The following is a 23,446-nucleotide window of genomic DNA, read 5'->3' as shown; positions in this document are numbered from 1 at the left end:
CAGACCTTTATACCGGCTCCGGACGTGGAACGCAAGCGTCAGGCGAGTGCCCGCCACTGCGGCATCCCCCCGGCCGCCGCGTAATCGCCTCCCGAGAGCAGCACCGCCAGGGCGTGCGGGGCGAGCACCTGCCCCGGCGACTCCCTGGGCCAGCAGCGGAAGCGGCCCTGCGACAAGCGCTTCTGACACAGCCAGAAGCCTTGACCGTCATAGACCAGGACCTTGACCGCCGTGTGCCGGCGGTTGCGAAAGACGAACAGGGCACCGCTGAACGGGTCTTCGGCCAGGACCTGACGCACGCGCCGGGCCAGGCCGTCGATGCCGCAGCGAAAGTCGGCCGGCTCGGCGGCGACCCATACGCGCAGGCGCGGGCTCAGCGCGATCACGGCCTTGTCTGCCACAGGCTGCGCGCGACCTCGGCGATCTCGCTGCTGGCCGCACGCGGCAGTTCGATGCGCAGCGCCCGACCGTGCCGGTCAGAGAGGACCAGGACGCACGGCGACGGGGCAAGCGGCAGGCCAAAGTCGAGTTCGACGAACTCCGCCGAGGGCGCCGATGAGCGCACGCCGGCGGCGGGTCGCTTGGCTGTGACTGTGCTGGCCAGCCGGCGCTTCAGGCTGGTGTAGTCGAGTTTCAGGGCAACGGCGACCTTGGCGATGCCGTACCGCTCGGCGAGTTCGATCGCTCGCGACCAGAGGTCTTCCGGGATACGCGGACTGCGCGGGCGGGTCTTCCGCCATTCAGCGAGGGCGGCCGCGGTATCGGCCAGTTGGGGGTCGGACAAGGGTAGGGACGGCGCCATCGGGAGGCCTCTGGATCAGTGAATACGGGCCTACCACGCTACCAGACCGCCTCGGCGATTTCATACAGCGTTGCCGAAAGGACACGGTGATCCAGCACCAGGACATTGTTGCCGTATTGCGTAATCTCCAGGACGCTTCGCAGCAGAGACACCTGGCTGCGTTTCGACGTTGTGCGCAACGTTCTGCGGGTTACGGACGGCGGGGACCTCGACCCAGCCGATAGCAGACTCTGGCGCGGCACGCTTGCAGCACGACGACGATCACCACCAAGCAACACCCGAGAGTGCCGTTGCGCGCTTGATCACATACCCTCGGGGTGCGACCACGGCTACCAGAAAGTCCTGCTGCCGACAACGACGGTTGAACGGCGATGGCTGGTTACGGCTACTTGTGCGCGATCGGCTTGTCGGTGAAGACGTAATCCTTCAGTTCCTTCGAAAACGCTTGATCCTTGCGACGGATCCACTCCAACACCATCGAGGCATGCTCTTTTTCCTCGTCTCTATTGTGTTCGAGAATCGCCTTCAGGTCTTGATCCTTGCAGGCATCTGCACGTTGGTTGTACCAATCGACTGCCTCAAGCTCCTCCATTAGAGACACGATTGCTCGATGCATGTCGCGCGTTTCATCAGATAGTTCTTCAACGGGTTCGTGGTAGCCAACACTTGACATGGACGTTTCCTCTCCGGTTGAGGTGCCCTTGGTTTTTCGTATTCCAAAGGGTGGTGGGTCATGCTACCTGTCTTTCCTGGTGCTGGGTACCTGACGCGCAGCGCATGAACAAAAGTGTTCGCCTGCACTGGCGTGTCGGGAACAGCCGCACTGGTGCATGGATGTGGTCTTTGGCGACGATCAGATGCGGGCTTGCACCGATTATGCCGCGCACAACTTGGCTGCCCTGCGCCAGTTCGTCGTAAATCTCCTCCGCCTTCCCCCGGTGAAGCGCAAGGGTGGCCTCAAGACAATCCTCTCAACTTAGCATAAATGCATAGCGGCGATCGTGGCTTGAATGGCGTTCATTTTCATTGCATAATTGAGCTGTAACGTATTGTTTATAAAGGGTAATTGCATGACGCCCTTCATATGCGAAAGTAATTAACGGACTTGCCAACTATCTGTTTTCACAGGAGTTATTGGAAGGCGCCCGTCTCAAGCCGAAGTATTTCACCCGCGACCGCACGCTCAGCTTCCCAACCGTCCTGACGTTCTTGCTGTCCGGCGTACAAGGTGCGGTCCAGGCTGAACTGGACCAGTTCTTTGCCAACCTGAGAAATCGTGCGGACTCGGTCCGCTTGGTGAGCGCCCAGGCTTTCTGCAAGGCGCGCTACAAGATTAGTGCTTTGGTGTTCGGTGACGTCAATCGAAAGTTGATGGACCTGGTCGAGGAGCATCTGCCGGTGCCGCGATGGCAGGGTCTGCGGATAGTGGCTAGCGATACCGCGGCGGTCCGGCTGACGACGATGAAAGAAGGTGTACGTTCGATCGTCACGGGCGTGGCGTTTGGCCTGTACTTGCCGGGAATTGAGATGTTCCTTCACTTCGCGTTGCAGCATGGCGCGTGTGACGAGCGCCAGATGCTCTTCGAGGTGATCGAGCGGCTGCAGGTCGACGACCTGCTGGTCCTCGACCGCGGCTTTCCTTGCCGCTGGCTGGCGGCAGCACTCACCGCGCGCGGGATCCCTTTCTGTATTCGCTGTGACATTTCCCGTGGATTCAGGGTGGTACGCGAGTTCATGCGCTCGGGGCAGAGCGAGCAGCTGGTGAGCCTGCGTGCGCCGAATGCGCGCGATGCGCAGGACTACGAGTGCCCGGCGACGCCGACAACGGTTCGCTTGGTGCGGGTGACCACGCCGAACGGGCGGCAACATGTGGTGATGACTTCGCTGCTTGACGCCGTCGCTTTCCCGGCGGCCGTCTTTGGCGCCTTGTACCACGGCCGTTGGCGGATCGAAGAAGCGTTTCGCCGGCTCAAGCATCGCTTGGGGCTCGAACATACCTCCGGCTTGTCCTGGCAAGCGGCCAATCAGGATTTCGGTGCCAAGGCCGTCTTCGACAACCTCAATGCCCTGGCTGCCTACGTCGCCACCGACGCGCATCTGGACGCCGATTCGCCATGGAAGATCAACCGTACCTTGGCGATCGACAAGATCAAGCGCCAGATCGGCCGTTGGTTGCTCGCCGCTGGTGCGACGACGCGGCGATTGAAGCCCCTCATTCACGAGATTGCCGCCAACCTTCAGAAGTTTGTCGCTGGCCGCTCCAAGCCTCGAACGCCGCAGCGAAAACCGCATCGCTACCACGCCTACAAGCCGGTATGACGGAATGCTAAGTTGAGAGGATTGGGCCTCAAGACTCAGCGCCTTATCGCCGCTACTTCCGATTCCTTCCGTGCCGAGCTCCTGGGTCTTTTATAAGATTTATGCGATTGTCCTGTCCTACCTGTAGGCGGTTTGTTGAGCTGAGGGATCTCGCCAGCGGAGCCCGAGGCCATTTCTCTCGTCGTAAAGCACAGGCCCGCCTGAAGGTCGGGGGCCACTCTTGCTGATCTGAGATGCGACAAGATGCCACACGACGATTGGTCGCTGGCCGGGCATACTTGGGATAGCCGTTCGTCGTGATTACCGACGATCAAATATTCCACCCGCTTTCCACGGAGGTAGGTATGCAGTTCTTCAAGACTATCTTGATGGCCCTGGCGCTCATCGTTTCCGGTTTGTCGAACCCCGTTTTCGCCGGGGATAAGGATCCCTTGTTCATCGCTTTATCGAGCGATGCGACACGGCGGGTTGGCCACGTTCTGCATTTTGCCGAGCTTCAACGCGCCAGAGGACACTCGTTGACGATTTGGCTGAACGAGAGCGGCATCCTTCTCGCGTCGAGGAAATACACGGAGAAGCATGCCAATCATCAAGCGGCGCTCGCCGAACTGATGAGCAAGGGTGCGACGGTATTGATATGCCACTACTGCATGCAGCAATTCGACGTCGAAGCGTCGGACTTGTTGCCGGGCTTCAAGATCGGCAGCCCGGAGCTGATTGGTAACGCCTTGTTCAAGGACGGCACCAAGACCTTGTCGTGGTGAGCGCCTGACCACGAGCCATCGGTTCTGGCACAGCATGGACCGGCGCCGGTGAAGAAGGAGAGAAGAAAGGGACTGGGCGGGATACGAATGACAGGCGCAGTCTGAAAGCTTCCACCGTGGCTGTCGAAGCTCGCGGCCGCGACGAGGCGGCATTCAGACAGCACGGCCGGCTCACTATCGGCAAGGTACGCGATGAGAACACGACTCACCGGCTTGCTTCGGGTCTTGCGCCTGATCTGCCTGCTCACTGTCGCCGCTGTCTATTGCTCGCCAGTCGCTGCCGATGCGTCGCTGTGGATCGACCACGACGCTGCCGGCGAACGGCAGGTGCATTTGTACTTCTTCTGGACCCGGAACTGCCCGCATTGCCAGGCGGCGACTCCGTTCGTCGAGGCGCTGTCGGCCCGCTATCCATGGTTGCTGGTGCACAGTGGCGACGTCAGCAGCGACGCGGAAGCGGCCAAGGCGTATGTCGCCATGGCGGAGGCTCTGAGTCAAGAAGGGAGTAGCGTTCCAGCCTTTATGTTCTGTGGCCGCATGACCGTCGGTTTCGATCGGCCGGAAGGAACCGGGCACGCGCTGGAGGAAGGACTGCGCTTGTGTCGCGAAACGGGCATGCCGGCAACGTTTGAGCCCGCTGCGGCAATGGCGCGGGTGCCGAGTGTCGATCTCCCGTTGCTCGGCAGGGTGACGGCCGAGCAGCTGTCGTTGCCAGTTTTCACCCTGATCATCGCCGGACTCGATGCTTTTAATCCCTGCGCCTTCTTTGTGCTCCTATTCCTGCTTTCGCTGCTCGTCCATGCCGGCAGCCGCCGACGCATGCTGTTCATCGGCGCCGTCTTCCTCTCCTTCTCGGGCCTGATCTACTTCGTGTTCATGGCCGCCTGGCTGAACGCTTTCCGCTGGCTGGGCGAGATCGCAATGGTTACGACGGTAGCAGGGATGCTGGCGATAATCATCGCGCTGATCAACATCAAGGACTATTTCTGGTTCAAGAAGGGGATCTCGCTGAGCATCTCTGACGCGGCCAAGCCCAAACTCTACCAGCACGTGCGCGGGCTGCTGCGGGCGGACAGCATGCCGGCGCTGACGCTCGGCACGGTTGCCCTGGCGGTGGCGGCGAATTCCTATGAGCTACTGTGTACCGCCGGATTCCCGATGGTCTATACGCGGCTGCTGACCCTGTCTGACTTGTCCCCCTGGCAGCACTACGCCTATCTGGGACTCTACAATCTGGTCTATGTGATGCCGCTGATGATCATCACCCTGGTGTTCACCTGGACCCTCGGCTCGCGCAAGATGTCCGAGAGCGAAGGGCGGTTCCTCAAACTGCTTTCCGGCAGCATGATGCTGGGACTGGGCGTTCTGCTGCTTGTTGCACCGGCGGCGCTCAACGATCTGCGCGTGGCACTGGCCTTGCTGGCCGGCGCGCTTGGTGGTTCATGGCTGGTGCACCGGCTGATGTGTTCTCGAAAATCGTTCTCGATCTAGTCGCCGCCAAAGGGCGCGTTTCGAGAACGTCTGCCTTAGCGTGCCTTGTTGTCCGTTTTCCGAGCGGAAAGAGCGGTTGCCAGGGGCAGGAACAGCGTCAGCGGAGAGTCGGGCAAAGCGATAAATCCATGATGCCGGTAGAAGGCCACTGCCGCCTCGTCTTTACCCTCTACCATCAGGGCATAAGCAGCGATCTCCGAGCGAGCGGCACGGTCGAGCGCATCGGCCAGTAGCGCACCGCCTAGACCTTGCCCCTTGAATCCCTGATCGACGGCCAAGCGGCCCATGCGTACCGCTGGCACGGTCGGGTAGCGCGGTAGCTTCTTGCCGGTGCTGGCCGGAAGATCGGCGAGCAACAGGCTTGCCGACGCCAAGGTGTAGTAGCCCGCGATGCGGTGCCCCTCAGCCAACGCGACAAAACAGGCGGCAACGCGTCGGCGAACATCCTGAGTGACGTGTTCCCGCAAGTAGCGGTCTAGCGGCTCGGAAGTACTGTTGAACTTCGTTCGGTCATGTGTCGCATCGAGCGGCGCGAGCCGGAACGGCGCGCTATTCACTCAGCGCGCAGCAGCTTGCTACGACGAGCGAAAGCACGTTCCAGGGCCGGCGACGGCGGAGGTGGCGACAGCAGCGCCTGAGCAAAGCACTCCTGATCGGCCATGGACAGGCGGATAACTTCGGCTTGCTCGATGGCGCGTTGTGCTGCGTCTTGAACGGCGGTGATCACGAAGTCGGTCATGGTCCGCCCCTGAAGTTCAGCAGCGCGCTTGAGCATCGAATGCAGATCGGTGCTGATCCTGGCTTCGAGGCGGGCGGTAGAAATGGCTGCGGGCATAGTCTTGTCCTCCTGACGATGAAAGTACGGCAGCCTGCCGTACTCGTCAATTTTACCTTATCGTACGATTTTTCCCGTTTCGTGAGCAGTTCCATTGTTGAGCCCGCTAAAGCCGTCAGTTCAGCGAAGAACGTCGCGGTGTTCATGGCCGCCGGCTTCTCGGCGACAGCGGTCGCCACGAACTGGTGTTAGCATGAGTCAGCACCACGAAATTGATGGATTCCGGGTCGAATGCGAACGGCTTGCGGTTGCGCGCCGGTGCCTCGCGCCTGCCCTGCACCATGCCGCAGTCCACCAGGAAGCGCGTGTCTGCGGTCTCAGCCAAGTAGCACGAACCGGTTAGTTCGCAGGGCTGCGCCGCGCCGAGAAGGGTGATGTTCATCTTGTTTCTCCACCCGCTGGAGCGATCCGTTCCGGGCTGTTTGTCGCCAGCCTGTCGAGCAGGTCATGCATGACACGATTGATGGCATCGAACCGGCTTGCGTCCGCAAGGATTTCCCGCGGCATCTGGATGTAGCGGCCTTGGACGAGTTCGTTGGCGCCGTGAGCGATTAGCTGTTGTGCGCTGTCCAGGGTCGTTTCCAGGTGAAACTGCAAGCCGACCACCCGCCCGTCGTAGACGAAGGCCTGGTTCGCGCAGCCGGCGCTGCGAGCGGCACGCACCGCGCCGGTCGGAATGTCGTAGGTGTCGCCATGCCAGTGGAACACATCGATTTGCCGTGGGAAGGCTTCAAACAGGCCGTCGCCAGAGACGGCTTCCGTCTTTTCGACCGGAAACCAGCCGATCTCCTTGTCGGCGTTGGCGTAGACCCTTGCGCCAAGCACATCGGCAACCAACTGCGCCCCGAGGCAGATGCCGAGCACGCGCCGGCCGGCGGCGATGGCCCGTTCGATGAAGCGCTTCTCGTTCACCAGCCAGGGGTAGTCAGCCTCTTCGTAAATGTTCATGGGGCCGCCCAACACCACCAGCAGATCCACCGTGTGCATGCCTGGCAGGGGATCGCCACGGTAGAGGCGCGTTGCGCCGAGTGCGTGCCCACCGCGCCGAATCCACTCCTCGATGCTTCCGAGTCCTTCGAACGGCACGTGCTGCAGATAATGGATGTTCATCGCGTTCCTCCTTGTCCCGCGCTGACGTTCCGGCGCGCCTGTTTCTCACCGAGGTCAGGTTTGAGCCGGTCATATACGAGGGGGTATGAAACCGGCTGCCCTTCCGAAACCGTGTGCCACGGAGGAGATGACGAGTTGTCCATTCCCGCCATCGATCTGCTAGCTCTGGACGAATTTCTTTTCGAGTGTCGTCATCTCGACCACCACCACGGCGCCTTCCCAGCCCGCGACGGCCACCCGCTGCGGCAGTCCGCCGCTGGCGGAAACGCTGGCGCCGCGAAAATCGTTGAAGAGGCGCTGACGTCAATCGCTCTCGTCGGCGATCAGCAGCCTTGGATCTTGATGGATGACCTCGAGACCCTGCTCGGCGATCCACACCGAGTTCCTGCCTTCGCCATCGGCGAGCGACAGCGCCCTTTGTCCCTCCTGCAGCAGTCTTGCCCGGTGTGCCAAGAAGCGGTTCTGTGCCAAACAAATATTGTTCGCCAGCTTCGTGGTAACGATTGCGCCACATCGCTTCCGGACTCATTGCACGAATCTCCCCGGTCATCGATCGTTGTGCTGAAACCCACAGCGCAGCATCCCAGAATGGTTTCGGTAGCCATCCGTGGCAGCAGCGAGCACGCCGCGTCTTCGCGCTTGCCGCGCTGGAAATCACCTCTCGGGCACTTCGATATAGTGCGCGGCGAGCCACTCACGATCAAGTTCCCAGCGCGCGTCCTTGATACCGGGCTGCGCGAGGACGATCGCGCGCGCTTCAGCCTGCACTTCGCCGAGCAGCGTTTGCGCGGCGATGAACGCCGGATCGTTGGCGTTCTTGGTATCGATTTCCGGATAGAGGACGGCCAGCGCCTTGAACGCCGGTACCTGGACGTTGCGCGGTGTACTGATGAACACCGTTTCGCCAGTGACTTTCAGGACCCGGAACTGGTAGGGGTAGCTTTTCAGCTTCGCGCTGTTAGCGGCTGAGTCGACCCGCAGAAATCTGGCGTCGACGTGATCGGTGTGACGTGAACGAAACAGGGGCCCGGCGGGCCCCTGCGTCTTGATGGTGTTGGGTTGGTTTAGAACGGCGGATCGGTGGTTTCGACGTTGCGGTCGGTCACCCGCAGCTCGCGGAAGCGGGTCTGCAAAGCGACCTCGTAGTGCGCCCAGATACGATTGCGTAAATCATCAAGCAACTCGATGACCGCCAGCGCCTGATCCGGCGACCAGCGAGAGTCGATGAGCAAGTCGAGGCCGTCCTGCAAACCGGAAGGTGGATGATAGGGCTTCACGTTGCCGCCTTCGCCGAGCGCTTCCTGGATCTGGCGGCTGCCTGTTCCTGTGCCTCCTTGCGCCGGTAGGAGTCCCCCTTGATGGCGAGAATCTCGGCGTGATGGACTAGGCGGTCGATCATCGCCACCACGCAGCTGGCGTTGGGAAACACCTCCGACCATTCCGAGAACGACTTGTTGGTGGTGATCAAAGTGCTCTTCTTCTCGTGACGCCGATTGATCAACTCGAAGAGCAAGTCCGCGTGACGGTTCGAGTAAGACAGGTAGCCGACCTCGTCGATGACGAGAAGATCGGGCGCCGCATAGCGACGTAGCCGATAGCGCAGCGCCGAGTCACTGTCCAGGCCGGCCAGATCGCCGAGCAACTGTCCGGCGGTGGCAAACAACACCGTGCGCCCCTCCAGGACCGCCTGATGCGCAATGTTCTGGGCGATCATCGTCTTGCCCAGGCCACTGCTGCCGACCAGGAGGACGTTGGTCGTCGCCTGCAGGAAGTCCAGGGTCATCAGTTCGGCGATCGCGCGCTGATCGCATTGCTGCGGCCAGGCCCAGTCGAAATCGGCCAGCGGCTTGAAGCGTCCGATATGGGCGCAGCGCAGCCGTCGTTCGAGCGAGCGGCGCGCACGCTCGCCTTCCTCCCAAGAGAGCAAAGGATCCAGCCAGGGCTGCTCGGCACACTCGGCCCAGTGCGCGAGGAGGCCGTGCAACTGCAAAGCGGCCGCGCGTCGGCGGCGGGCATCATTCGTCATCCGGCGTCCCTTCCATCAACTGGTCGTAGTCATCGAGCCTGTGCGGGCGCACCGGGACATCGCGCCGTTTCACATGCTCCGGCAAAGGCACCGCCAACGGCGGCGGTTCCGCCTTCGCCTGCCGGCGCTTCTCCAAGGCCAGGCGAACCGCATTGGGATGCGGCACGCCGCGCCCCAGCGCGTCGGCAATCGCCACCGTCAGTTCGGCCACGCCGTAAGCTTCCAGCAGCTCGGTCAGCGCGCGCACCGTGCGTCCCAGCGGTTCGCCGCGTTCGACCGCTTGCGTCAGCAGCTCGCGGCTTGTCGGCACCGCCTGCACCAGATGATCGGTGCCGCGATGCGCGGCGGCTTGATGCTTATGCGCGACCAGGGTCGCGATGTGCTCGGGGATTTCGATCTGTTGCCGGCGGTCATAACTGCGCCGATGGGTGGCGACCACGGTCTGGCCATCGAGGACGCGTACCTGATCCAGGCTGGCGACGACGCTGAGCGTGCGCGCCACGCAGGTATGCGGGATCGAGTAGTCATTCAGGTCGAAGCGCACGTACGGCGTCTTGCCGGCGCAGACGGCCTTGACCTCGTCGGTCGGGAAGGCGTTCCCGGGTAGCGTCAGCAGGCGCGTTCGCTCCTGCTCGAAAGCCTCATGCACCGTCAGCGCCTCGTCCTCCGGGCAGCGCCGCTCCCCGGCAGGCCCGATGACCCAGGCGTCGGCCTGTGCATTCAAATCGTCCACATCCGTGAAGCGGCGGCCGGCGAAGAACGCATCGCGGATAAAACGCACGGCCCTTTCCACGCGGCCTTTCTCATTCCCCCGCGCCACTGCCACGGGGCGCGGCTCGAAGCGGTAGTGACCGGACAGGGCCAGCAGTGTCGGGTGAAAGCGGATCACCGAGCCCTGGCGCTCAAGGACCGCGCTCTTGAGATTGTCGTACAGGGCGACCCGCGGGCAGCCGCCCCAGGCGGTCAGCGCGCCGACATGGCCCCGCAGGAAGTTCTCCATGTGGGCGCCGAGGTAGAAGCGCAGGAAGATCTGCCGCGACCAGGAGAGGACGGCGACGAAGGCCATCAGGGGCCGGCGTGCCCGACCGATCTCCAGGTGGCCGAAGTGACCCCAGTCGACCTGCATCTGTTCGCCCGGCAAGGTGCGCAGCCGTAGATAGGCTTCGGCTTTCGGCCGCGGTCGGTGGCGGGCGATCAGGTGCCGGAAGTGATCCGGGCGCCCCGGATAACCGCGGCCCTTGACCATGTCGTACACGCGGGAGGCACGTAGGCGCGGAAACTGCGTCAAGGTATCGAGGATGAATGGCAGGTAAGGATCGATCACCGAGGGCCGGCGAACCGGTCCGAGTGCCGGCAAGCCGGCTTGGGCGAGCACGCGGGCGACGCTGTCGCGATGCACTTGCAGTTGGGTCGCGATGGTGCCGATACGCCAGCGTTCGGCGTGGTAATAACGCAGGATCTGCGCTTCAATCTCGGGGCTGAGAGCCATGTCTTCTCCGGTCGGGTGGGTGACGGCGAATCCGACGCTGCAAAAAGTCCTGGCGCACCCCGTCCGGCAAGGGACGATGACAACGACAGCAGTGCCTTGGCAGAGGTGCGACCGGCAACGTCGGTTCGCAGGAGAGTTGAACAGGGGTGGCCCTGGGTGGGGAACCCTGATGCGTCACTTTCTGCTGCCGGCCCCGGTAACGGCGCTGGCGTTCGGCATGGGCGTGACGGCCGCGCAAGCTGTCTTGATAGCGGCCACCCGAGGCACGGACAGCCTGTCGGCGGGCCTGGTCGGCACAGCGCGCGGTGCAGTAGCGGTGGCCACGATCACAGTGGCTGCAAATGAGCACGGCTGTGCGGCAAGCGGCGCACAGGTAGCGTCTTCCAGAAAGATCCATTGGCCGTCCCGGCCAATGGGAATCTGACGGCGAGCTGCGCTTCGTGAAATACTAGGCAGGCAACGTCGCCGCTATGGGGGCTACGGGGCGCGGCATCGGGTCTGGCTTGGCGGTTGGGACCGATGTCGCGCCTGCCTTTCCACCGGCCGCCGGGCTTTCTACCGCATCGGCCACACGAACGCTACTGCCGCGCCGCTCATGCCGGGCCGCAGCTCACCTCCCGCTCAAACCCCGGGAAGTCGATACCCGACGGCGCTCAGCGATTCCTGGTTGCCCATTCCTGCCGCGCTTCGCTTGCCAGACGACGGGTTGCTGCGCAACCCGTCCGCCGGGAGCCTAGCCGGCGGCAAACCGGAAAACCAGCATATTCATGCTTGGCTGAAAGTCAAAAACCAAAGCAAACCAACGGCTCTTCCCACTTCATCAGGCCGTGGACGCCAGATTTCTACGGAAAGGCGACACCGTTAACATCGCGCTGCCCTGTGCAGCAATGGCCGCCGTCAGCTGGCGAGAGCGCGAATCAGGCGCACGGATTACCCAGTCGAGGCCAATGAGCAACAGCAGGATGATGATCATCCAGTAGCGCTTCTTCACCTTGCATCTCCTGTTGTTGGTGGCGAGAGTGCTTTGCCGTGGCGGTCGACGGTTGGTCTTGTGGCCGCGTCGAGAAAGTCGATTACCGTGTCGAAGTGGCGCTCCATTTCCGCGTACTGATCGTGGCTGCCGGGGATCAGCAGCAAGCGTACCCGCTCATCGCGGCGCCTGGCGAAAATTTCCTGCGCGGCGCTGACCGGTACTGTTTCGTCGTTGGTGCCGTGTACCAGGAGCACTGCACAGCTTGCCGTGCAGATGGTGTGGCAGGGTGCGATGTCCGCGAAACGATGGCCAATGACGTGCTGGACGTAGTACAGAATGTAGGCCCCCAGCGGCCAATAGGGAATCCGCCGCGCTTTCAGCCAGCGCCGCATGATCGCTGCCGGATCGGCGAAAGCGGCCAGCGTCACGGCGGCGACCAGGTCCTGTCGTTGGCTGGCGAGAAGCAAAGCCGCTGCCGCCCCTACGGAATGCCCGATGACACCGACTCGGCATGTATCGACGTCCGCCTGGGCGCGCAACCAATCGACCGCGTGCGCCAGATCTTCAGCAAAGCGAGGCAGTGAAGCAAAGGTATCGCCATCGCTGCGGCCGTGGCTGCGTGCGTCGAAGAAGAGCAGGGCGTAGCCTGCCGCGTGCAGGGGCTTGGCCAGCGGCAACATCATTTCGGCGTTGCCACCCCAGCCATGCAGGATTGCCAGTGCCGGTGCGCATTCGCCGGCCGGGATGAACCAGCCAAACAGAGTTTTTCCGCGCTCGCTGGAAATCGCCACCTGGCGCCACGGTAGCCCGTCGGGAACCCCGCTCTCGGCAACGCGCGGTGCGGCCAGGCTGCGGCGAATCAGGTAATTGATGGCGAGCAGGGCGACGACCGCAATCGACAGCAGGGCGAGCGCCGTAGAGATGCCTCCCCAGGTGCTTGCATCACGCATACTGGACGGCGCTCCCCGATTGCCAGACCGCATTGCCGCCGACGGCCGGGCTAGCCGACTTCAATCGCTTCGTCAGGGTTGGCAAATTGCGCCCGCGGAACGTGTCAATGACTTTGAGACACCGATGCACCTTAATTTAGTGAGCAATGATCGTCTGTTTTCGTCGGCGAGTTCTCCTGCTTGGGTGGGTTGATCCAGGCGGCGCTGGGCAGCGTTGGAGGTTGCGGGCAGTGGCCCTTGAATCGCCTCGGGTGAGCAGCGAAGGCAGTGTTCAGGGTGTCGGCCCGTTGCTCGAACAGCTGTGCAGCCTGGCCATGGTGGACCGCGGTCGGAGTCATGAAGCCGATGCCGGAATGGCGATGCTGTTCGTTGTACCACTGGAAGAAGCGCTGGCAGTGAGCGCGGGCTTCTTCGATGCTGCCGAAGCGCTCGGGGAAGTCAGGGCGGTACTTCAAGGTCTTGAACTGCGCCTCCGAGAAGGGGTTGTCGTCGGAGACGTAGGGGCGGCTGTGGGACTTGGCCACATCGAGGTCCACCAGGAGTTCTGCCACAAGCTTGGATCGCATGCTGGTCCCGCGGTCGGCATGGACCGTGAGCGTTCGTGGCTCAACGCCCTGTTTGGCGACGGTCTTGGCAATCAACTGCCTGGCCAGTTCGGCGCTCTCACGCGGCGCGATCAACCAGCCGACGACATAGCGGCTGAAGATGTCGAGGATCACGTACAGCTGGAAGCAAGTCCACTTGAGCGGCCCCTTGAGCTTCGTGATGTCCCAACTCCAGACCTGATTCGGTCCGGTGGCCAGCAGTTCGGGTTTGAAGTAGGCAGGATGAGTAAGCTGATTACGCCTTTCGCGTGCTTGACCATCGGCGGCCAGCAGGCGGTACATGGTGCGCACCGAGCCCAGGTAGCGGCCTTCGTCGAGCAGGGTGGCGTAGATGCTCGGCGGCGCGCAGTCGGCAAAGCGCTCGCTGCACAGCACGTCGCGCAGCGCCTGCCGCTCAGCAGGGCTGAAGGCCAGCGGTGGCGCCGGTCGCAGCGATGACGTCAGCGGCGAAACGTTCAAGCGCCGCCGGCGCGCGTCGTCGCGATAGACCGTACTGCGAGGGATCCGCAAGGCCGCGCAAGCGGGTGCCAGCCCAACCTCTGGCGCCAGGACATTGACGGCGTGCATCAGGATCTCCCGTCCGGCGTGTCGTCCGTCAGCTGCCCCAGCAGCATACAAACTTTTTTTTGGACATCGATGATGGTGTGGGCCTGGGCGAGTTGGCGACGCAGGCGGTCGTTTTCCCGCGTGAGCTGCTCCAGCCGCCGCGCTTCGGCCAGCGCCGGGTCGGCCTTGCGCCCACGCTTTTGCGGTTCGAGTGCGGCCCGTTCGATGCTCGCGCGCCTTTTGCGCCAGGTGGCGAGCAGGGAGGAATAGATGCCCTCCCGCCGTAACAGAGCGCCAATTTCACCCGTCTTGGTGCAGTGGTCAGCGAGGGTCAGGATGCGCAGCCTGTCGGCACTGGAGAACTGGCGGCGGCGCGCCGTCGCCACCACCTCGGGGTCCGGCGGCGCGATGGATGACGCGTTTCCAGTCGCCCTACGGGCTCCTTCCAACGCATCATCCATCGCCAGTGCGGCTTGTCCGTTCATCAGATCCTTCGTGTCGTTTGCCATGATGGGAACCTACCTTTCTACTCTAATTTGTCAGGGGTAGGTGTCTCAGGTCATATTGGCACAGGGGGCGCACGGAATGCGGCTCGCTTCTCGAGCACTGTGCGGTTCATGAGCGGTCCTTTCGCTGGTTCGGCGCATAAGCGTTGCCCTTGGCATCGTTTCTGATACGGTTCCTCGAACTCATCCTGCCTCCTCTCTCGGTAACCCTTGGCTCGGTCCAAGTCGATACGCATCGACCGGACAGTTCAGCAAGCAACTGTACGAATCGCGTCCTGTCTCGCCCGGTTCGGCTTTGATGATGCTCATGAACGGGCTCAGCTCTTCGCCTCCACGTGCCGGCTAAAACTGTTTAGGAATGCCTGCCAGCCATGTCTCTGGAGTTCTGGTGGATTCTCGGTCTCAGCGTCAAACGTCTCCGTGACGAGAAATCCCCCGGAGCGGGCAACAAAGCAGGCCTGCACCTCTCGGCCGTCGCTCATCTGGTACTGAATGAGCTTCGTCGCGACGATCCGAGTGTCCGTCCCCTCGAAGTCGAAGCCGGAGGTTCCATTCTTCGCCTCCATGCGCGACCGGAACGTACCGCCCTCGCGGAAATCGACGGCCCTCGCTTTGGTGTGCCACGTTTCGTCCGCGGCGTTCCATTGCACGATGTCTGCTGGGTTGTTCCAAGCAGCCCAGACTTTGTCCAGATCGACGCGAACGAATGCCTCGACGGTGACTTTCATGGCCTTCTCCTTGGCGTAATGCAGCGTGCGGATGGCGCCGAAACAGGTCATCGTCCGCTTCGCCGACGTCCGGATCAGCCGCGTCGGGCGGCTTCGATCGCCGCGATGTCGATCTTTCCCATCGCCATCATGGCCTCGAAGGCGCGCTTCGCCGCTGCTCGATCCGGGTCGGCGATGGCGTCTGTAAGGGCCCGTGGTGTGATCTGCCACGATAGTCCCCACTTGTCCTTGCACCAGCCGCACGCGCTCTCTTGACCGCCGTTTCCGACAATCGCGTTCCATAGGCAGTCCGTTTCGGCCTGGTCCTCGGTCGCGACCTGGAATGAGAATGCCTCGCTGTGCCTGAAGGCCGGACCGCCGTTCAGGCCGAGACAAGGGATGCCCATCACGGTGAATTCGACCGTCAAGACATCGCCCTGATTGCCCGAGGGATAATCGCCGGGCGCACGGTGGACGGCACCGACCGAACTGTCCAGGAATGTGTCCGCGTAGAACGTCGCGGCATCCAACGCGGTACCGTCGTACCACAGGCAAATCGTGTTCCTGCTGGCCATCCGAGTTCTCCAAGGGTGTATGGGGCATGAGTCCTCTTGGCGTTCCCGACTGACGCCATGGGCACAGGGGTGCAAGAAGCGCCGCGTGTGCCTGAGGAGGCAACCGGGGCAATCCGGGACCGCGCCGGCTTCAGTGCTGCGTCCGCATGGCTTCCAAGCCTTCGGCCGCCTTCTGCACGTCGGGCGGAAAATCCGACATCTCCTGGACCTGCCGGATCTCGATGATCTCGTTGGCCGACATCGGGGCGCGCGATGCCCAGGCGACGGCCTCCTCCTTGGACTTCACGTCGATCATCCAGTAGCCGCCGAGCACCGCCGTGGTCTCGATGAAGGGGCCGTCGGTGACGGTTGGCTTGCCGCCGGAGAAGGACACGCGCGCGCCCATGGACGGCGGGTGCAAGCCGTCGAGCGTGATCAGCACGCCGGCGTTCTGCAGTGCCTCGTTGTACTTCATCATCGCCTCGACCGCCCTCGCGTCGGGCACTGTTCCGGGTGGTGCCTTCTCGTAGCCCTTCGGGATCACCAGCATCATGAAGCGCATATCAATGACCCTCCTTGTCGGCCTCGCAATTGATCATCCAGGGCACGCCAAAGCGGTCGGTGCACATGCCGAAGCAGGCTGCCCAGAAGGTGGCGCCGAGTGGCATCTGGATCGTGCCGTTGTCGGCAAGGGCGGCGAAGATGCGCTCGGCCTTGGCGATCGAGTCGACATTCAGCGAGACCGAGCAGCCCTTGATGCCCTCGTACGGAAACTGAGGGCCGGTGTCCGAAGCCATCAGCGTCTGGTCGCCGACAGCGAGACAGGCATGCATGATGCGGTTCCCGTATTCGGCGGGAATCGGTCCGCAACCCGGCTGACCGTCTTCCCCCGCGGGGGCGTCGGCGAAGCGCAGCATGGCCTGGAGGGTGCCGCCGAGGCATTGCTGATAGAACTTGAAGGCCGCATCGCACTGGCCGTCGAAGATAAGATAGGCGTTGATTCGCATGGTGTTCTCCTTGGCGGTATCAGGGTTCCAGCCACAGCGCGGCGTTGCTTTGCGGGTCGAACGGGGCGGAGAAGTGTTCGTGAACGATCCGCCACCGGCCATCCTGCTTGCGCAGGCAGGAAGTCATACGCATCCAGCCCGACATTTCCTTTCCGTTCGGGCCGGTGCCGCCGCAGCGGTTGAGCGCGTGGGCGAAGGCCAGATCCGCGTCGGCGGTGATCTGCAGGTCGTGGATCTCGAAGATCATCGCGCCGGTGCACATAGACATGCAGGTGTCCCAGTGCTTGCGGTAGGCGTCGCTCCCCTTGAATTGCAGCTGCGCGATGGCGTCGAAGGCGACGATATCCGGTGCGTAATTGGCGAAGATGCGCGCGACGTCGCGGGCGCGCACGGCCTCCGCCCAGTCTTCCAGTGTGTTGCGGATTTCCGTCTCGCTGAGTGCGACGGTGGATCTCGTGTCCATGGTGGGTCTCCTTGGGGTTGGATGCGGCGCCGGTGTGCGCCCTCGTGGTCGACCGGCGCTTGGCCGGATCGCCATCGTTTGTCGTGTCAGCAGGTGGACGCCTGCGTGTCGAAGCCGAGCGCGCGCACGGTCTGCAGGTCCTCCGCAACCGGTCGAACCTCGACGCATCCGAAGCGCGCGCCCGGAATGCGCGCGGCAACCTGGATGGCTTCGTTCAGGTCCCGCGCCTCGATCAGGTAGTAGCCGCCGAGTTGCTCCTTGGTCTCGACCCAGGGGCCGTCGGTGACCGAGATCCGGCCGTCACGCACGCGCACCGTGCTGGCGGCATCGGGCGGCAAGAGCCGGTTGCAGCCGACGTAGTGGCCGCTGCGCCGGATGGCGTCCGTGAACTCCCGGTACTCCTCGAAGTGCTTGTCCGCATCGGCGCGGGGCATCTGCTCCATGACTTTCTCTGCACAAATCAGGCACAGGTATTTCATTGTGGGTCTCCGGGTGAGGGCGGAAGTCGGGCTTCCGTACTTCTGGTCGAACGGCGCAACGCGATATCGACATCCCGACGAAAAAAAATTCGACGTCACGGTCCGAGCGCTGCGAGCCGCCGTTTGAGGAAACGCTGTTCCGGCCGTTGCCGCGTCAGCGCCAGGGCCCGCCGGTAGGCCGCGCGTGCCTCGTCGTTGCGGCCCAGTCGTCTGCACAGGTCAGCTCGCGCTGCGTGGGCGAGGTGGTAGTCGGCAAGCTCGCCGCGCGTCAGGATCGCGTCGATCACGGCCAGGCCGGCCGCCAGCCCGTCGCGCATCGCCAGGGCAACGGCGCGGTTGAGCTCGACCACCGGCGAGGGGTAGCGCTGCAGCAGCAGGTCGTAGAGGCCGACGATCTGAGCCCAGTCGGTTGCGGCAGCGGTCGGCGCCTCGGCATGTACCGCTGCGATCGCGGCCTGCAGCGCGTAGGGACCCGCGGGGCTGCACGCGAGCGCGTGCTCGACCAGCGCCGTGCCTTCGGCAATCAGATCGTGCCGCCACTGCGAACGGTCCTTGCTCGTCGAGCAGCACGAGATCGCCGGCCGGCGTCGTGCGCGCCGCGCGGCGTGACTCCTGGATCAGCATCAGCGCCAGCAGCCCGATCGACTCCGGCTCGGGGAGCTGCTCGCTGAGCAGTCGGCCGAGCCGGATCGCTTCGGCCGACAGTTCGGCGCGCGTCAGCGAGTCGCCGGCCGATGCCGAGTAGCCTTCGCTGAACACGAGGTAGATCACCCGCAGCACGCTGTCGAGGCGATCGGGCAGTTCCGCGCGGGTGGGCACGGCATAGGGGATGCGCGCGTCGCGGATGCGTGCCTTGGCGCGCACGATGCGCTGCGCGACGGTGGGCGGCGCGGCGAGGAAGGCGCGCGCGATCTCTTCGGTGGTGAGGCCGCACACTTCGCGCAGCGTCAGCGCGATCTGGGCCTCGGGGCTCAGGATCGGGTGGCAGCAGGTGAAGATCAGCCGCAGGCGGTCGTCCCCCACGCTGTCGGCGAGGCTGTCCATCTCGCCGCCGCCTTCGCTTGCGGGGTCGGGCCGGTCGTCGAGATCCTCCACGAAGTCGAAGCGCGCGCGTCGGCGCAGGGCGTCGACCGCCCTGAAGCGTCCTGTCGACACCAGCCAGGCACGCGGATTCGTCGGCATCCCCTGCTCGGGCCACTGTTCGAGCGCGGCGCGAAAGGCGTCGTGCAGCGCCTCCTCGGCGAGGTCGAAGTCGCCGAGGAGGCGGATCAGCGTTGCAAAAACGCGGCGCGAATCGGTGCGGTAGATCTCCTCGAGCTTCGAACGTACGGCGGCCGTCAGGGCTCGCTGTTCTGTCTCCGATGACGAATCAGGAAAGACCATGCGGGGCATCTCCATTCGTTGAAGGACAAGCCTTACACTACTCCTCCATACCCAACGTCGGGTAGAGCCGCATCAGGCATGTCCCCCTGAAATGACTTGGGCAGCAGTGCATCCAGAACTTCCCAAACGGTCGCAACGTCTGAAACAGACGGGGGTTCTACCGATAATGAACTGCTCAGCGTTCACCTGTACGACCGCGGGGTCTGCGGCCGCGCTTTAGTGCCGAGTCAATCAAAGGCTCTAGCGGGCATTCGAGCGCGCGCTTACAAATGCCGGCATTGCGAAATAGGCTACGCCGCGCACTTGGCGCCCTATCTTCGCGACCGCCGTGCTGCAAATCTGCTACGGCATTCGCACGGTGCAGGAGAGCAGCTACTGGGTCGCTCTACCGTCTCCACCGCCATGATCTACACCCAGGCGACGGCACAGGTGGGCGCCCTCCGATTGACGCTTTGCTGCACAGAAGCACTGACTGCCCCCTATCGGGCGGCGCTCCGAAATGACCGCTTCTGGCCGATTTTACGCATTCAGGCTCGCGCCTGAAAGTGGCCGCACGGAACCCTCGACGAGCAACGATGCGGCCTGAACTTGGAGCGCTAAATTTCAGTTTGCTCGGAGATCTCCAGCGCGTCATCTACGTCGATTCCGAGGTATCGAATCGTGCTTTCCAGCTTTAGGTGGCCTAGCAAGATCTGCACGGCCCGCAGATTCTTCGTCCGTTTGTAGATCAGGGTCGCCTTGGTGCGTCGCATGGTGTGTGTGCCATAGACCGTCGGATCGAGGCCGATGGAGGCAACCCAGCGATGGACGATGCGGGCATACTGACGCGTGGAGAGATGAGGTGACGTGGAGAGGCGGCTCGGAAACAGGTATTGCTCCGGCCTCAATTTCCCCCTCTCCACCCACGCGGTGACGGCGACCCTCGTCGGTTCGGTCAGCTCGAACTGGACTGGCCGTTGGGTCTTTCGCTGCACAACCATCGCCCGCGTCAAAACTTGGCCGCCATGCGCAATATCGCGGACGCGCAGGTTCACGAGATCGCAGCCGCGCAGCTTGCTGTCGATCGCCAGGTTGAACATCGCCAGGTCTCGAATGAGACGCGCGTTCTGAAGCTGAATTCGGATCGCCCAGATCTCCTTCGGCTTGAGTGGGGGCTTCGGCCCGATCAGCTTGCCTTTGTTCCAGGGTTCCCGACTGTGAGTGGCTTCCATTTCAGACTCCTTCGTAGTTGATGGAAGTCTGATTGTTCTGCCGGGGATGCAAATTTCCCAGTGATGGGCTTGAAGAGTGGTGCCGCTATTGGTACCATTTATCCATGGCATCTATCCAGAAAATTATCGATCAAATGAGGCGCGAGCCGGCGAACGTCCGGTTCGGAGATCTCATGAAGGTTTGCGAGGAGCACTTCGGGAAGCCGCGCCAATCGGGTACGAGTCATGCGATCTTCAAAACGCCTTGGGTGGGCGATCCCCGGATCAACATCCAGGACGACAAAGGCAAGGCGAAGGGGTATCAGGTTCGGCAGGTGCTAACGGCAATTGACAAGTTGGAGGAGATGCGCAATGAACGTTGATCATTACACCTACCGTGTCACCTGGTCGCCCGAGGACGGCGAGCACGTTGCCCTGTGCGCTGAATTCCCGTCGCTGTCGTGGCTCGCAGCGACGCCAGAGGCAGCGTTAGAGGGGATCCGTCAGGTGGTATCCGATATCGTCGCCGACATGACAACGGCTGGCGAGACCGCTCCTGTAGCTCTGGCGGAAAAACACTACAGCGGTGAGTTCCGTGTCCGAATTCCGCCAGAAGTCCATCGCTCATTGGCCATGCAGGCGGCTGAGCAAGGCGTGAGCCTGAACAGGCTGGCCAGTGCAAAGCTGGCTGGCTGACGGCTGCGACGTTCGCTAACGATCTGGCTACACCTTCCGCCAGGTGGTGGTGGGCTGCTTTCCGCGCGGATGCTGGAGGAGTCCTATCGGCCATCAACGGACCTGGCGCCTGAAAAAAAATCAGCCGGCGCGAACGGCAGGTAACTGATCTCGAACCGGCCGTCCGGTTGCCTGCGGACTCGGGCAGGTCGTCGGCCAGAGCGGCCGTTGGCGGCACATGGCGCGGACGGCCGGTATGGATTATTTACCGGACGCATGGGAAGAAATCCGGCCGAACGGCTGCTTCGATGTTGTCGCTACACCTGGATCCGACCCCAACCTGCCTGATGACGTTTGCAAGTGCCCTGGCGGCTTACTCATCATAGAGCGGCCGGCCGCAGAGACCTGTTGTCGGCTGAGACCAAGAGACACGTTGACCAGCGCGTGTCGCGCAGGGTCACCAGCCCCGCTGTCGATCGCGGGCGTTGGCGTTGGCGTTGGCGAAACAAGCCTGCCAGCCCACCGCTTTGCCGGCGGGTAGTGGCACTTGGCAGGCGGTGAATAATGCTCAGATCAGAGACCTCGACCACCACCAGGCCCCATTCCACCGCCGCCTGGACCCATGCCGCCGCCCCCTGGACCCATGCCGCCACCTCTGGCCGGAGGTTCGTCAGGTAGGGTCACACCACGCGCCTTGGCACGCTCCTGCATCTGCTCGTGATGTTCCTTGCGGAGCTGATCTCGTTCCTCCGTCGTCTTCGTGGCCCGCATTTTGGAGCGATACGCCATCTGCTCTTCTTGCGTCATGAGTTGGCTGCCATAGACCTGCTCCTGCTTCGGTACTTGCGCCTTTTCCTTGGACGGTTGCGGATCGGCAGCCAATGCGTACCCAGCAGACAGTGACAAAGCGCTTACCAAGGCAGATAGAACCAACGTTCTCCGTTTCATGATTCACTCCTGTGTTGGGTTGTCTGGAGCGGATGAGAGCGTAACCACCGCAACCCTGTTCAGTGGTCGTGCCTGATCTTGCAAGATGACAAGTGCGGAGATGGTTCGCTTCCCGCTGACGCGAGACACCCTTCCCGATGGGCCTTCAACTCGCCGCCAACACAAGCCTGCACTTATGCCCCGCTTACCTTGGTGATGCCTTCGTTCAGGCCCTGTTCACCTGCGATCAGTAATATCACTGTAACCGACATGGAGAAGGAATCAAGGTGTTTCCGATGACTAGCCGCATGGGCAGCGTGACCACCATCCGGGTGATGGTTTCCGCTTGTTCTCCGAGAGCATAGCAAGATGACTTCACTCCACTTGCTCCTCTGGATCGTGTCGGGAATCGTGCTGCAGGTGGCCATCTATCTGGGTATCGGCTTCTACCGTCACTGGTACGAGTATCAGGCCTTGCGCAGCCGCGCGGTGGAGTTCAACCTGCCTGTCAAGGCCCCTTTGGCGACGGCAGACGATGCGTTGGCGACAGCTTCCTGGCCAGGGTTCCGGACGTTGCGGGTTGAACGCAAGGTCGTCGAGGATATCGCGGAGTCGGTTTGCTCTTTTTACCTCATGCCGGAAGATGGGCAGGTGCTGCCGCCGTTTCTGCCTGGACAGTTTCTGACCTTCCGCCTCGATGTGCCGACGACGACGGGGGGGACCGAACAGATCACCCGCTGCTATTCGCTGTCCGACGCACCTCGCCCCGACAGCTACCGCGTCTCGATCAAACGGGTATTGCCGCCAGAGGGCAGCCAACTTCCAGCAGGGCGCTCCTCCAGTTTCTTCCACGATCAGGTGGCTGTCGGCAGCCTCCTCCAGGTGCGCGCGCCCGCTGGACACTTTCATATCGATCGCAGCGACGCACCGGTAGTTCTGATCGGTGGTGGCATCGGCATCACACCGATGCTGAGCATGTTGAACTGGTGCCTCGCCGAACAAACCGGGCGCGAGGTCTGGCTCTTCTACGGTGTGCGTGACGGCAGCGAGTTGGTGATGCGAGCCCATCTCGAGGCTTTGGCGGCGGCACATCCGAATTTCCACTTGCGTTTTTGCTTCAGCAAGCCGCAGCGGCAAGAAGTCGCCGGGCACGATTATCATCACCGGGGCCGCGTCAATCTCTCGCTGTTGCGCATGGAGTTGGCCCTCAAGCCCTACCACTTCTACATCTGCGGCCCCGCCCCGTTGATGGAAAGCCTTGTCCCTGCGCTCGACGATTGGGGCGTACCAGACGCCCATATCCACTTCGAGGCCTTTGGCCCCGCGTCGGTCGTCCGCAAGCAAGCCGCAACAAGCACGTCCACGACGCCACCCGCGACGGACGATGCCGATGTCGTCGTGACCTTCGCGCGCTCTGGCAAGCAGTTGCCGTGGCAAGCCACTGCCGGAAATTTGCTCGCATTCGCCGAGGCCAACGGTATTGCGGTCGATTCCGGTTGCCGGGCCGGCGGCTGCGGTACCTGTCAAACGACGATCCGTACGGGTGAGGTGGCTTACCGGCAACCGCCAGATTTCGATCCTGAACCGGGCACCTGCCTGCTCTGTGTCTGCGCGCCCAAGAGCAGCGTTACGCTGGAGGTATAGG

General features: G+C 62.7%; 26 protein-coding genes and 5 pseudogenes. 7 read left to right on the top strand and 24 right to left on the bottom strand.

The window, feature by feature from the left end; all coding sequences use genetic code 11:
• Positions 1-38: 38 nt before the first annotated feature.
• The 3 genes from tnpB to QZ613_RS20935 all read right to left on the bottom strand — a co-directional run bounded on the left by tnpB (position 39) and on the right by QZ613_RS20935 (position 1,475).
• Complete coding sequence (tnpB, locus tag QZ613_RS20945) at positions 39-386, bottom strand: IS66 family insertion sequence element accessory protein TnpB (protein ID WP_291983946.1); 348 nt, start codon at positions 384-386, stop codon at positions 39-41.
• Entirely contained in the window at positions 383-802 is a 420-nt protein-coding gene (locus QZ613_RS20940) for a hypothetical protein (protein ID WP_291983944.1), read from the bottom strand. Before QZ613_RS20940 ends, tnpB begins: the two co-directional genes overlap by 4 nt.
• A gap of 385 nt (positions 803-1,187) precedes the next feature.
• Positions 1,188-1,475: a ferritin-like domain-containing protein gene (locus tag QZ613_RS20935; protein WP_291983942.1), complete on the bottom strand. Its 288-nt coding sequence runs from the start codon at positions 1,473-1,475 to the stop codon at positions 1,188-1,190.
• 89 nt (positions 1,476-1,564) lie between these two features.
• Here QZ613_RS20935 and QZ613_RS20930 point away from each other — a divergent pair.
• The 4 genes and pseudogenes from QZ613_RS20930 to QZ613_RS20915 form a co-directional block, all read left to right on the top strand.
• Positions 1,565-1,782 (top strand): annotated as a pseudogene (locus QZ613_RS20930) (ISAs1 family transposase); the annotation flags it as partial.
• A 115-nt stretch (positions 1,783-1,897) separates the two neighbouring features.
• A complete protein-coding gene (locus QZ613_RS20925; RefSeq protein WP_366144410.1) occupies positions 1,898-3,121 on the top strand; it encodes an IS4 family transposase in 1,224 nt (407 codons plus the stop codon).
• 296 nt (positions 3,122-3,417) lie between these two features.
• Positions 3,418-3,885: a DsrE family protein gene (locus QZ613_RS20920; protein WP_291983940.1), complete on the top strand. Its 468-nt coding sequence runs from the start codon at positions 3,418-3,420 to the stop codon at positions 3,883-3,885.
• Positions 3,886-4,077: 192 nt separating this feature from the next.
• Positions 4,078-5,376, top strand: coding sequence for a thioredoxin family protein (locus QZ613_RS20915; protein WP_291983938.1), 1,299 nt, complete (start codon positions 4,078-4,080; stop codon positions 5,374-5,376).
• Between the two features lie 35 nt (positions 5,377-5,411).
• Here the strand turns inward: QZ613_RS20915 and QZ613_RS20910 are convergent, their stop codons facing one another.
• From QZ613_RS20910 to QZ613_RS20815, 20 genes and pseudogenes are all read right to left on the bottom strand, one after another.
• Positions 5,412-5,933, bottom strand: coding sequence for a GNAT family N-acetyltransferase (locus tag QZ613_RS20910; protein WP_291983936.1), 522 nt, complete (start codon positions 5,931-5,933; stop codon positions 5,412-5,414).
• A complete protein-coding gene (locus QZ613_RS20905) occupies positions 5,930-6,211 on the bottom strand; it encodes a DUF1778 domain-containing protein (RefSeq protein WP_291983934.1) in 282 nt (93 codons plus the stop codon). The genes QZ613_RS20910 and QZ613_RS20905 overlap by 4 nt, the downstream gene beginning before the upstream one ends.
• 187 nt (positions 6,212-6,398) lie before the next feature.
• A pseudogene (locus QZ613_RS20900) lies at positions 6,399-6,593 on the bottom strand (MBL fold metallo-hydrolase); the annotation flags it as partial.
• Positions 6,590-7,321: a type 1 glutamine amidotransferase gene (locus QZ613_RS20895; protein ID WP_291983932.1), complete on the bottom strand. Its 732-nt coding sequence runs from the start codon at positions 7,319-7,321 to the stop codon at positions 6,590-6,592. The gene QZ613_RS20895 and the pseudogene QZ613_RS20900, both read right to left, overlap by 4 nt.
• Positions 7,322-7,669: 348 nt before the next feature.
• Positions 7,670-7,835, bottom strand: a pseudogene (locus tag QZ613_RS20890) (SAM-dependent methyltransferase); the annotation flags it as partial.
• Between the two features lie 140 nt (positions 7,836-7,975).
• On the bottom strand, positions 7,976-8,218 hold the full coding sequence (locus QZ613_RS20885; RefSeq protein WP_291983930.1) for a hypothetical protein: 243 nt from the start codon (positions 8,216-8,218) through the stop codon (positions 7,976-7,978).
• Positions 8,219-8,385: 167 nt separating this feature from the next.
• Complete coding sequence (locus QZ613_RS20880) at positions 8,386-8,598, bottom strand: hypothetical protein (protein ID WP_043568696.1); 213 nt, start codon at positions 8,596-8,598, stop codon at positions 8,386-8,388.
• Positions 8,595-9,347, bottom strand: coding sequence for an IS21-like element helper ATPase IstB (gene istB / locus QZ613_RS20875; RefSeq protein ID WP_043568698.1), 753 nt, complete (start codon positions 9,345-9,347; stop codon positions 8,595-8,597). The genes QZ613_RS20880 and istB overlap by 4 nt, the downstream gene beginning before the upstream one ends.
• A complete protein-coding gene (gene istA / locus QZ613_RS20870) occupies positions 9,337-10,836 on the bottom strand; it encodes an IS21 family transposase (protein WP_043568703.1) in 1,500 nt (499 codons plus the stop codon). The genes istB and istA overlap by 11 nt, the downstream gene beginning before the upstream one ends.
• Positions 10,837-11,656: 820 nt before the next feature.
• Positions 11,657-11,827: a hypothetical protein gene (locus tag QZ613_RS20865; protein ID WP_291983928.1), complete on the bottom strand. Its 171-nt coding sequence runs from the start codon at positions 11,825-11,827 to the stop codon at positions 11,657-11,659.
• Positions 11,824-12,759, bottom strand: coding sequence for an alpha/beta fold hydrolase (locus tag QZ613_RS20860; RefSeq protein WP_291983926.1), 936 nt, complete (start codon positions 12,757-12,759; stop codon positions 11,824-11,826). Before QZ613_RS20860 ends, QZ613_RS20865 begins: the two co-directional genes overlap by 4 nt.
• 131 nt (positions 12,760-12,890) lie before the next feature.
• Positions 12,891-14,371 (bottom strand): annotated as a pseudogene (locus tag QZ613_RS20855) (IS3 family transposase).
• A gap of 362 nt (positions 14,372-14,733) precedes the next feature.
• Complete coding sequence (locus tag QZ613_RS20850) at positions 14,734-15,195, bottom strand: SRPBCC domain-containing protein (protein ID WP_291983924.1); 462 nt, start codon at positions 15,193-15,195, stop codon at positions 14,734-14,736.
• Positions 15,196-15,218: 23 nt separating this feature from the next.
• Entirely contained in the window at positions 15,219-15,698 is a 480-nt protein-coding gene (locus QZ613_RS20845) for a VOC family protein (RefSeq protein ID WP_034910380.1), read from the bottom strand.
• 130 nt (positions 15,699-15,828) lie between these two features.
• Entirely contained in the window at positions 15,829-16,239 is a 411-nt protein-coding gene (locus QZ613_RS20840; protein WP_034910378.1) for a YciI family protein, read from the bottom strand.
• 1 nt (position 16,240) lies between these two features.
• The gene (locus tag QZ613_RS20835) at positions 16,241-16,684 is read right to left on the bottom strand and encodes a VOC family protein (protein WP_034910377.1); all 444 of its coding nucleotides are present in this window, start codon (positions 16,682-16,684) and stop codon (positions 16,241-16,243) included.
• 19 nt (positions 16,685-16,703) lie between these two features.
• A complete protein-coding gene (locus tag QZ613_RS20830) occupies positions 16,704-17,147 on the bottom strand; it encodes an SgcJ/EcaC family oxidoreductase (RefSeq protein WP_034910375.1) in 444 nt (147 codons plus the stop codon).
• A gap of 86 nt (positions 17,148-17,233) precedes the next feature.
• The gene (locus QZ613_RS20825; protein WP_034910373.1) at positions 17,234-17,626 is read right to left on the bottom strand and encodes a YciI family protein; all 393 of its coding nucleotides are present in this window, start codon (positions 17,624-17,626) and stop codon (positions 17,234-17,236) included.
• A 95-nt stretch (positions 17,627-17,721) separates the two neighbouring features.
• Positions 17,722-19,009, bottom strand: a pseudogene (locus QZ613_RS20820) (RNA polymerase sigma factor).
• Positions 19,010-19,605: 596 nt separating this feature from the next.
• Positions 19,606-20,220, bottom strand: coding sequence for a tyrosine-type recombinase/integrase (locus QZ613_RS20815; RefSeq protein WP_291983915.1), 615 nt, complete (start codon positions 20,218-20,220; stop codon positions 19,606-19,608).
• Positions 20,221-20,324: 104 nt separating this feature from the next.
• Here QZ613_RS20815 and QZ613_RS20810 point away from each other — a divergent pair, with 104 nt between their 5' ends.
• Entirely contained in the window at positions 20,325-20,582 is a 258-nt protein-coding gene (locus tag QZ613_RS20810) for a toxin HicA (RefSeq protein WP_291983913.1), read from the top strand.
• The gene (locus QZ613_RS20805; protein ID WP_291983911.1) at positions 20,572-20,895 is read left to right on the top strand and encodes a type II toxin-antitoxin system HicB family antitoxin; all 324 of its coding nucleotides are present in this window, start codon (positions 20,572-20,574) and stop codon (positions 20,893-20,895) included. Before QZ613_RS20810 ends, QZ613_RS20805 begins: the two co-directional genes overlap by 11 nt.
• 552 nt (positions 20,896-21,447) lie before the next feature.
• Here the strand turns inward: QZ613_RS20805 and QZ613_RS20800 are convergent.
• Entirely contained in the window at positions 21,448-21,822 is a 375-nt protein-coding gene (locus tag QZ613_RS20800) for a hypothetical protein (protein WP_291983909.1), read from the bottom strand.
• Positions 21,823-22,212: 390 nt separating this feature from the next.
• Here QZ613_RS20800 and QZ613_RS20795 point away from each other — a divergent pair, with 390 nt between their 5' ends.
• A complete protein-coding gene (locus QZ613_RS20795) occupies positions 22,213-23,445 on the top strand; it encodes a 2Fe-2S iron-sulfur cluster-binding protein (protein WP_291983907.1) in 1,233 nt (410 codons plus the stop codon).
• The last annotated feature ends 1 nt before the right edge of the window (position 23,446 follow it).

This window comes from Candidatus Accumulibacter sp. ACC005, assembly GCF_907163215.1.
In the GTDB taxonomy this organism is placed as follows: Bacteria; Pseudomonadota; Gammaproteobacteria; order Burkholderiales; family Rhodocyclaceae; genus Accumulibacter; species Accumulibacter regalis.
The sequence above is the reverse complement of the archived record's forward strand: the minus strand, read 5'-3'. Positions and strand labels throughout refer to the sequence as shown.

Coding starts and splice junctions, on each gene's coding strand:
- QZ613_RS20825 (WP_034910373.1), bottom strand. CDS start 17,626: ATGAAATACCTGTGCCTGATTTGTGCAGAGAAAGTCATGGAGCAGATG.
- QZ613_RS20905 (WP_291983934.1), bottom strand. CDS start 6,211: ATGCCCGCAGCCATTTCTACCGCCCGCCTCGAAGCCAGGATCAGCACC.
- QZ613_RS20935 (WP_291983942.1), bottom strand. CDS start 1,475: ATGTCAAGTGTTGGCTACCACGAACCCGTTGAAGAACTATCTGATGAA.
- QZ613_RS20940 (WP_291983944.1), bottom strand. CDS start 802: ATGGCGCCGTCCCTACCCTTGTCCGACCCCCAACTGGCCGATACCGCG.
- QZ613_RS20830 (WP_034910375.1), bottom strand. CDS start 17,147: ATGGACACGAGATCCACCGTCGCACTCAGCGAGACGGAAATCCGCAAC.
- QZ613_RS20915 (WP_291983938.1), top strand. CDS start 4,078: ATGAGAACACGACTCACCGGCTTGCTTCGGGTCTTGCGCCTGATCTGC.
- QZ613_RS20895 (WP_291983932.1), bottom strand. CDS start 7,321: ATGAACATCCATTATCTGCAGCACGTGCCGTTCGAAGGACTCGGAAGC.
- QZ613_RS20815 (WP_291983915.1), bottom strand. CDS start 20,220: ATGGAAGCCACTCACAGTCGGGAACCCTGGAACAAAGGCAAGCTGATC.
- QZ613_RS20845 (WP_034910380.1), bottom strand. CDS start 15,698: ATGGCCAGCAGGAACACGATTTGCCTGTGGTACGACGGTACCGCGTTG.
- QZ613_RS20810 (WP_291983913.1), top strand. CDS start 20,325: ATGGCATCTATCCAGAAAATTATCGATCAAATGAGGCGCGAGCCGGCG.
- istB (WP_043568698.1), bottom strand. CDS start 9,347: ATGACGAATGATGCCCGCCGCCGACGCGCGGCCGCTTTGCAGTTGCAC.
- QZ613_RS20850 (WP_291983924.1), bottom strand. CDS start 15,195: ATGACCTGTTTCGGCGCCATCCGCACGCTGCATTACGCCAAGGAGAAG.
- istA (WP_043568703.1), bottom strand. CDS start 10,836: ATGGCTCTCAGCCCCGAGATTGAAGCGCAGATCCTGCGTTATTACCAC.
- QZ613_RS20800 (WP_291983909.1), bottom strand. CDS start 21,822: ATGAAACGGAGAACGTTGGTTCTATCTGCCTTGGTAAGCGCTTTGTCA.
- QZ613_RS20835 (WP_034910377.1), bottom strand. CDS start 16,684: ATGCGAATCAACGCCTATCTTATCTTCGACGGCCAGTGCGATGCGGCC.
- QZ613_RS20805 (WP_291983911.1), top strand. CDS start 20,572: ATGAACGTTGATCATTACACCTACCGTGTCACCTGGTCGCCCGAGGAC.
- QZ613_RS20840 (WP_034910378.1), bottom strand. CDS start 16,239: ATGCGCTTCATGATGCTGGTGATCCCGAAGGGCTACGAGAAGGCACCA.
- QZ613_RS20860 (WP_291983926.1), bottom strand. CDS start 12,759: ATGCGTGATGCAAGCACCTGGGGAGGCATCTCTACGGCGCTCGCCCTG.